Annotated in this window: 6 protein-coding genes; 2 read left to right on the top strand and 4 right to left on the bottom strand. The window is 57.4% G+C overall.

Translation table 11 applies throughout. The features are described 5' to 3' along the window. Positions 1 to 258: 258 nt before the first annotated feature. The 4 genes from H5U08_RS06450 to H5U08_RS06435 all read right to left on the bottom strand — a co-directional run bounded on the left by H5U08_RS06450 (position 259) and on the right by H5U08_RS06435 (position 3498). Positions 259 to 762: a carboxypeptidase-like regulatory domain-containing protein gene (locus H5U08_RS06450; RefSeq protein ID WP_297031409.1), complete on the bottom strand. Its 504-nt coding sequence runs from the start codon at positions 760 to 762 to the stop codon at positions 259 to 261. A 96-nt stretch (positions 763 to 858) separates the two neighbouring features. Further along, entirely contained in the window at positions 859 to 1962 is a 1104-nt protein-coding gene (locus H5U08_RS06445; RefSeq protein ID WP_297031407.1) for a DUF1559 domain-containing protein, read from the bottom strand. 79 nt (positions 1963 to 2041) lie between these two features. Then, the gene (locus H5U08_RS06440; RefSeq protein WP_297031405.1) at positions 2042 to 2455 is read right to left on the bottom strand and encodes a carboxypeptidase-like regulatory domain-containing protein; all 414 of its coding nucleotides are present in this window, start codon (positions 2453 to 2455) and stop codon (positions 2042 to 2044) included. Positions 2456 to 2490: 35 nt separating this feature from the next. Next, positions 2491 to 3498, bottom strand: coding sequence for a DUF1559 domain-containing protein (locus H5U08_RS06435; RefSeq protein ID WP_297031403.1), 1008 nt, complete (start codon positions 3496 to 3498; stop codon positions 2491 to 2493). A 243-nt stretch (positions 3499 to 3741) separates the two neighbouring features. Here H5U08_RS06435 and H5U08_RS06430 point away from each other — a divergent pair, with 243 nt between their 5' ends. Together H5U08_RS06430 and H5U08_RS06425 are read left to right on the top strand one after the other, a co-directional pair. After that, the gene (locus tag H5U08_RS06430; protein WP_297031402.1) at positions 3742 to 4992 is read left to right on the top strand and encodes a beta-ketoacyl synthase N-terminal-like domain-containing protein; all 1251 of its coding nucleotides are present in this window, start codon (positions 3742 to 3744) and stop codon (positions 4990 to 4992) included. 144 nt (positions 4993 to 5136) lie between these two features. After that, positions 5137 to 7557, top strand: a 2421-nt coding sequence (locus H5U08_RS06425) for an excinuclease ABC subunit A (RefSeq protein ID WP_297031400.1), incomplete at its 3' end; no start/stop codon positions are given.

Here is a 7557-nt window from a genome sequence, read left to right as displayed (position 1 = left end):
TCGGCTGGCCGGGAGCGCACCCGTGGATAGGCAATGTCGATAGCTCCACAGAGCCAAAAGGAGATACATCAGCGGCCAGACGAACGTGGAACACCCATATCGTCCGACACTCGTGGAAAGTTCCTTCGTGGTCAGAGCCCCTGGTTGCAAAGCGTAGCGGTTGCGAAAGCCCATGGCGCAGTCGCTTCCCAGGAACCAACCTGCCCGCTTGAAACCACGGCTTTTGTGGATGAACCGTTTTTTCAAGGGAACATGGTGTTACTGGGAACTGAGTTTTATCTCGAAGTCTTGCAGCCCTTCTGGTGGGACGGTGACCTCGATTCCAGACGTCTTGGGATTGGCATACTTTTCGGGAAGCACATTCCGTGTAATACCCCCCGTACCTGTGGGGGTGGTGTCGCCGGACGCTAAAGCCGCGTGCTCGGCATCCTCCGCAACAACATACTGCTTACCTGTCGTATCCGTGACGAGTTTTGTAACCTGCACGAAATACTTGCCAGGCACGGCGCCGCTCACCGTCTCCGACGACTTGAGCACGAAACGGCCCTTGGAGTCTGTCACGGCGTACGCCCCGTAGGCAGGCGTTCCCGTCGGGACAAACACGACCGTGGCCCCGTCCACCGGCTGGCCATCGAGAGTAACGATCCCCGAAACCGGAGCCGTTTGTGGGATATTTCCCCGGGTACGCGAACCGCATCCCTGCGAAATGACCAAACCAGAGACGAACCATAACATAATTGCCACAATAAATCGCCGGCCCATGGATGCCCTCATGCGATACGGACGGATCCTTCGAAAGCACGCGACTCTACCGTCAAACGGAGCCATACGCAAGCTGACGCTTAAATTTGTCACTTCTTAGAATCCTGTGATCGTTTCGCCTCCTGCCTTCGTTCCCAGCGCTCCCCAGACGCCAAAGGGGCTGGGGCCAGAGGCTGTCGGCAACGGCGCCACGACACCCAAATTACCGGTGTCGATCGTATCGCTAATGAAACGCACGCTTCCATCGGCCAACGCTACATTGACACCGCCAGGGTGTTCGCTCGTCGCCGTGTAAATCCCCGGGGCAAAATGCCCTGAAATGCCGCTCCAGCCGCCACCGGCAATTGCGCAAACGGCCGTATTAGGGGGTAGAATTGTCGTCACACCAGCGAAGTATGCAGCTCCGTCTGCCCAGCGGTATCCTGGGGAGGTGTCGGCGGTGAAAATCGGAGCACCAGAAATGTATGCGTTTCCTGCCCAGTAGGCGCGGCAGGTTAGCGGAATGTATGCCGCCGGATCTCCGCTTGTGTCATAAATGGCAGAACCGCGGTCATTATCCCGGCGGGGGCGAGAGCGTTCAGCCAGGGCAATGGTGTTGCTTGTACCATCGGTGATCGCCGCCAGTGAGTTATAATCTTGTCGGCCAAAGCACCCGCGATTACGAATGGGTGTATTCATGAGGGCTGCCGCTTGATTGGCGTCCGAGCGTTCTGTAGGATTGTGCACCGAGGCTTCGTAATTATCGCCCGCGCAAAAAGCATAACTTGTCGATCCGCGTTTGGCCCCTCTTGGAGGAATATCTCCGGCGTCACTGGGACAATTGAGTGTCGGGATTACCGTAAGCTGCCAGTGTGAAACCGCGTTATCAGACCAGGGATTGTCATTCGCTTGCATGGCCGCGTCGTACACCGATTTCTGTTCGTAGAAAGGCGCCAACTGCACCCAGCCACTGATTCGCAGTCGCTGGTAACCTGTGGCGATATTACCGGTTCCAGATTGCCGCGCCGGAAGCCGCTGGTAGGTATCCGCGTACGTATGAACAGCCAACATGAGCTGCTTGAGGTTGTTACTGCACTGGGATCGGCGAGCTGCTTCCCGCGCTGCTTGTACAGCGGGCAACAACAGCGCGATCAGGATGCCAATAATAGCAATGACGACTAAGAGTTCGACCAGGGTGAACGCTTTTCTGCTGCGACGCATACCAACACCTCCTCTCACTAAATAGAATGATACCTGCTGGTATTCGTGAACCGCATAAGCGGTGGCTGGCCTCCACCTTTTATCGCGAGTCCAACGGGAAATCAATGACCTGATGGCCTCGCTTGACTTCCACTTCCAACGTGCTGTTGGTGTTATACTTTGCGGGAACGCGCTCTGGCACGAAGCCTACAAGTTTTCCGCTGTCATCTTTTTCGCCCTCCTCAAAAGTCGAAATTGTGACTTTATGTTTGCCCACCACAGCCCCTTTTTTGCCAGCGGCAAACTCCAATTCATAGTGGCCGCTGCCATCAGTCACAGCCATGGATGAGCGACCACCATCCACAGGAGTGAAAATGACACGGGCTCCGGGAAGGGGAACGCCGTCGAGCGTAACTGTGCCTTCAACCTGTCCGAGCGCGGGACCGCCAGTTCCGCACCCAGTCAAACTGAAAAGCCCGACGATCACCACCAGAATAAGAGCTACTTGCTTCACCGTTGGCCTCCCCCGAGTTGGAACAACCAGCCATGTTAAGGAACTTGTACAGGTTGACCATCATCAATGGCGATAAGTCGTTCGTAGGTACTATCCACAGCCGAGGTGGCATTGTTGTGGTCGATGGTATTCGAAATGAATCGGACCGAGCCGTCGACCATCGCAAAGTTAGCCCCTCCTGGATGCATGCTACTGAAACCCCGGTCACACTCGGGGGCCGAGGTACAATTAAGCGGCCAGCGACCACACGCCATGGCATAGACCTGCCCCTGTCGCGAGTGATTTCCGGTGTCGCCATTGGCGATGATCGGAACCGCAGCCCGCAGCATAACCCCCTGGATTTGCCAGGCTCGTTCCCCCAGGGCAAAAGTATTGCTGGTTCCGTCCGTCACGTCGCCAATGGGCGTGCAACGTGGGGGATTGCTCCCCGTCTGCCCATATCCCAGAAAACCATTGAACTGGTTGGTGCCCGTGTACTCGCGGTTCAGATTATAACTGTCGTTCGATCCAACGTAATTGGCTGTAAACACATCCACGCACCCCGTCGTGCAATTAGCATTTCCGTAGAAACCAATGCGCGGCACTTTGCGCTCTGTATTGGTGTCGGGGGCGGTGTCCGACGGGCATCGGAAAAGTGGCAATCGTTGCCGTACGAGGGCGTACACCTGATCGGGCTGGATAGCAGCGTCGGATGGAACCATCGTCGGACGAAGTGTTTCGTAGAGAGCAGATTGCTCACAGTACGGCAGAATGAACGCCCCCCACGACCATGTGCCGCATTGCCCCTCTGGACAATTGTTTATGGCGAACCAGTTTCCCATCTTCACGAGACCCGGCGGGAACCGACTCCATTTATCGTGGTAATTATGGAAGGCCAGCATAAGCTGTTTGAGGTTGTTGTTACACTGGCTTCGCCGAGCGGCCTCGCGTGCTGCCTGGACGGCGGGGAGGAGGAGTGCGATGAGGATTCCGATGATGGCGATGACAACCAGTAACTCGACAAGTGTGAACGCGCGCCGACCAGGGCAACGTGAAAGGCGCATAGGTCACCCCCAAGTTTTTCTAAACAAGAAGACCACACAACCGTCGCAACACCATTGCGTCATTTAAATTATCTTTTGTGCGATTAGCTTATCTCTGGTGCAGTTTTTTGTCAATAATTTTTCTGACAGGGAATGTGCAGCAGTAAAAATCATTCGACCCTCGACGCCGGCTGGGCGATCAGTTAAGATTAAAAATTCGCGACCTACAGACCGGCAGACCGACACAGGCTTGAGGGCGAACCCATGGATCGCTCGGAGCGACGCGTTGTCATCACAGGAATTGGTGTGCTTTGCCCCATCGGGCGGAGCCCCCAGGAAATGTGGGAGGCGGTGCTGGCCCGACGGTCCGGCCTTGCGCGCCCTAGCGGGATCCCACGGGAGGTGATTCCCCTCCGGGCGGCTGGCGAAGTTAGAGAATTCACGGGCAACATCAAAGACTTTGGCGAAATGGACAAGGAGGCGCAAAAAAACCTCCGGAAAGCACTCAAAGTGATGTGCCGTGAATGTCAGATGGGCGTTGCTGCCGGCCAGCTTGCCCTCAACGATGCGGCGATTCGAATCGGGACGTTTGAGCCCGAACGAATCGGCACGAGCTTTGGCAGCGACTACATGGTCAGCGAGCCCCAGGAATTTCTCGAAGGCATCAAGGCCTGCTTGGATGGGCACGGGGTCTTCCATTTTGACCGGTGGGCCGGGGAAGGGATGCCGCGACTGTTCCCGTTGTGGCTTCTCAAGTACCTCCCCAACATGCCGGCGAGCCACCTGGCCATTTACAACGATCTGCGGGGTCCGAGCAATTCCCTGACGGTGCGAGAAGCAAGCCCCGGCGTGTGCCTGGCAGATGGACTCAACATCATCCGTGCGGGGCGGGCCGATTGCATGGTGGTCGGGGTAACCGGCACGCGGCTCAGTTTGATGAAGGCCCTTCACACGGTTCAACAGGAAGAAGTCGCGCTCGGCGATGAGGAGCCCACCACGGCCTGCCGGCCGTTCGACAAGAACCGTCCCGGCATGGTGCCTGGTGAGGGGGCAGCAGCCGTCATTCTCGAAGATAGTCGGTCGGCACTCAAGCGAGGCGTCAAGGTTTACGGTGAAGTCCTGGCAGCAGCCTCGGCCGCTGTGGCGGGACGTCACTGCGTTGCCGATCGAAAGGCCGCCCTCATTTTGGCTTTACGGGCAGTTCTCGATCAGGCCCAAATGCAACCTGAGGATATTGGCTTTGTCATGGCCCACGGGCTGGGGACTCAAAGTTGCGATCAGGAGGAGGCAGAGGCCCTAGCTGAAGTCTTTGGGCCCGAAAAGGTACCCGTTATCGCGGCGAAAAGTTATTTCGGAAACCTGGGAGCCGGCGCAGGGCTGTGGAACTGGCCCTGGGGGTTCTCGCACTCAACCACAAACAATTGTTTGCCACACTTAACTGCGATGATCCTGATCCCGCCTGTCCCGTGGATGTCGTCCGCGAACCTCGGGAGATTTCACGCCCGGTCTTTGTGAACATCAATGTGACGCCGCAAGGACAGGCGTCAGCGGCCATCGTGGCTGCATGGAGCGAATAACGCTCACCTCAGCAAGACCGGTAGCGAAGAGGCCCGGCACGGCGGCGGGACTCGGAGTAATCAGCCTACCGTCTGGACAGTCATGTCTTCCCCAGGACGCAGCATCATCATTCGAGGCGCCCGCACCCACAATCTCAAGTCCCTTGATGTCGAAATACCGAAAGGAAAGCTGACTGTCCTCTGCGGTCCCAGTGGAAGTGGCAAAACCAGCCTCGCCTTCGATACGCTCTACGTTGAGGGGCAGCGGCGGTATATCGAAAGTCTCTCCGCGCGGATTCGCCAGCACTTCGAAGATCTGCCCCGCCCGGATGTAGACTACATCGGCAATCTCTCGCCCACGGTAGCCGTGGGCGACCAGGTGCGGACCCGGGGGATTCGGGGAGATGTCGCCCAACTGACGGAAATTTTCGATCTTCTCCGTTTGCTCTATACACACCTTGGGGAAATTTATTGCACACGTTGCGGCTGGCCTGTGCGGGCTTGGGATTCACAAGCAATCGCCGAAACTTTACAAGCGGACTGGTTGACCGGCCGTCGGGCGATGGTCGCCTTTTGCGTTGCGGAAGCATTTTCCGCAGCACCAGGCCCTCTTGATAGACTGCGGGAAGTCACCGGTAAACTGGCGGCAGAAGGCTGGACGCGCGTCCTTGTCGACGGCCAAGTCCTGTCCGTACAGGATCTTCAACAAATGGTTGCCCAGAGGAGCTGTCCAGCCCGCGGAGGCTCGGGGGAGGTCGAGCCGGTTACCCAAAAAAGGTGGAATGAGCCCCTGACAGTTATAGTGGACCGGATCCAACTGGGAAGTTGTCCCGAGTCCCGACTTCGTGAGTCTATTGAGGCGGCCCTCGCGCAGGGTAGCGGAAAGTGCCTCATTTTTGTGGAGAAAGGAGAACGCGCCTCGGAGGCGGGAGGACCAGAGGAACGTTATTCTGAGCGGGGAACGCTCGTTGGGGACGTCGTCTGGAGGTGGTGCCGGATTAATGACCGAGAATGGCTCCGCGCTGAGTTTAGCTCCCAACCTGTCTGCCCCACATGCGGAGAAGTATTTGCCACACCCGAACCCAATCTTTTCAATAGTCACACAGCAGTCGGTGCGTGTCCTCGCTGCCAGGGTACGGGAAAAGTCGGCACCCTGGATCCCGCCAGGGTTTTTCCGGACTTCCATCTCAGCCTGGAAAAAGGAGCGATCGCCCCGCTGCGCAGGCCTGGACTGAGCCGATTTCAGGAGGAACTTCTCCGTCAGGCCCGGGAATTGGATATTCCGCTTGACCGACCGGTGGGCGATTTAACTCCTGAACAACTGGGGCTGGTCCTTTACGGAAACGAGGAAAAAGGTTTTGCCGGGCTTGAAGGAATTTTTCGGAAACTGGAAAGACAGCGGCAGAGATTTGCCTGGCGTGCCTGGATGCAACAATGGAAAGTGGAAATTCGATGTCCCGAGTGCCGCGGTACCCGCCTTTCACGTCAGGCGTTGAGCGTTTTCCTGAAAAGTGACTGGCAAAAGGCCAGGTTGGGCGAAGCCGGAAAATGCGCAACTTCCGAGATAGGGGACGAAGATGGGGAAGTCCGGGCACGTCGGCTGAATATCCGCGAATTTTGCACCCTCACGGTAGATGAGGCGATTGAGTTCCTTCGCCATCTCGTCGTCGATGGGCCAGAAACCCGCCAGGCCACTTATTGCAGGGAAGCAATTCTGGAACGACTTCTTTCGCTTCGGGAACTTGGTCTTGGTCATCTCAATCTCGACCGACCGGGCAATTCCCTCAGTACCGGGGAGTTGCGGCGAACGCTCCTCGCTGCGGCTCTGGGCTCCGGTCTCAAACACGTGGTCTATATCCTCGATGAACCGTCCGCAGGACTTCATCCGCGAGATCGGGCGGCACTTCGTCGGATGATCCTTCGCCTCCGCAACCGCGGAAACACGCTCGTCGCGATCGAACACGACGAAACCCTGATCCGCGAGGCGGATCTCGTCATCGAACTGGGACCAGGAGCCGGGGAACGTGGTGGCGAAATCGTCTTCCAGGGACCACCGGAGGATTTGGCAAAGGCCTCCACTTTGACCGCCGAGTATGTCAACCGTCGGCGTCAGATCGTGCTGACACGCCCCCGCCGACAGGCCCAGGGGTGGATCCGGTTAGCGGGAGCCTCCGGGCATAATCTCAAGCATGTCACGGTGGAATTTCCTCTCGGCGTCCTTTGTGCGGTCACCGGAGTGAGTGGGGCAGGAAAAAGCACCCTCGTGGAAAAAACACTTTACCCTGCCCTTCTGCAGCGGCTTCAGGGCTCTGGTCCGCCGCCGCTCCCGTTTTCGGATCTTCTGGGAGAAAAACAGATTGGTGACGTCGTCCTCGTTGACCAGGGTTTTCCCGGCAAAACCTGGCGCTCCAACCCCGCCACTTTCATCAAAGCCTTCGACGAAATCAGAAAAGTTTTCGCCCAGACCAGCGACGCGCGGGTCCGCGGATATGGGGTGAGTCACTTCAGCTTCAATTCCCGGGAA

The organism is Thermogutta sp. (assembly GCF_014359955.1).
Classification (GTDB): Bacteria; Planctomycetota; Planctomycetia; order Pirellulales; family Thermoguttaceae; genus Thermogutta.
Note: the sequence above shows the minus strand (reverse complement) of the source record. Positions and strands in the feature narration are given on the sequence as shown.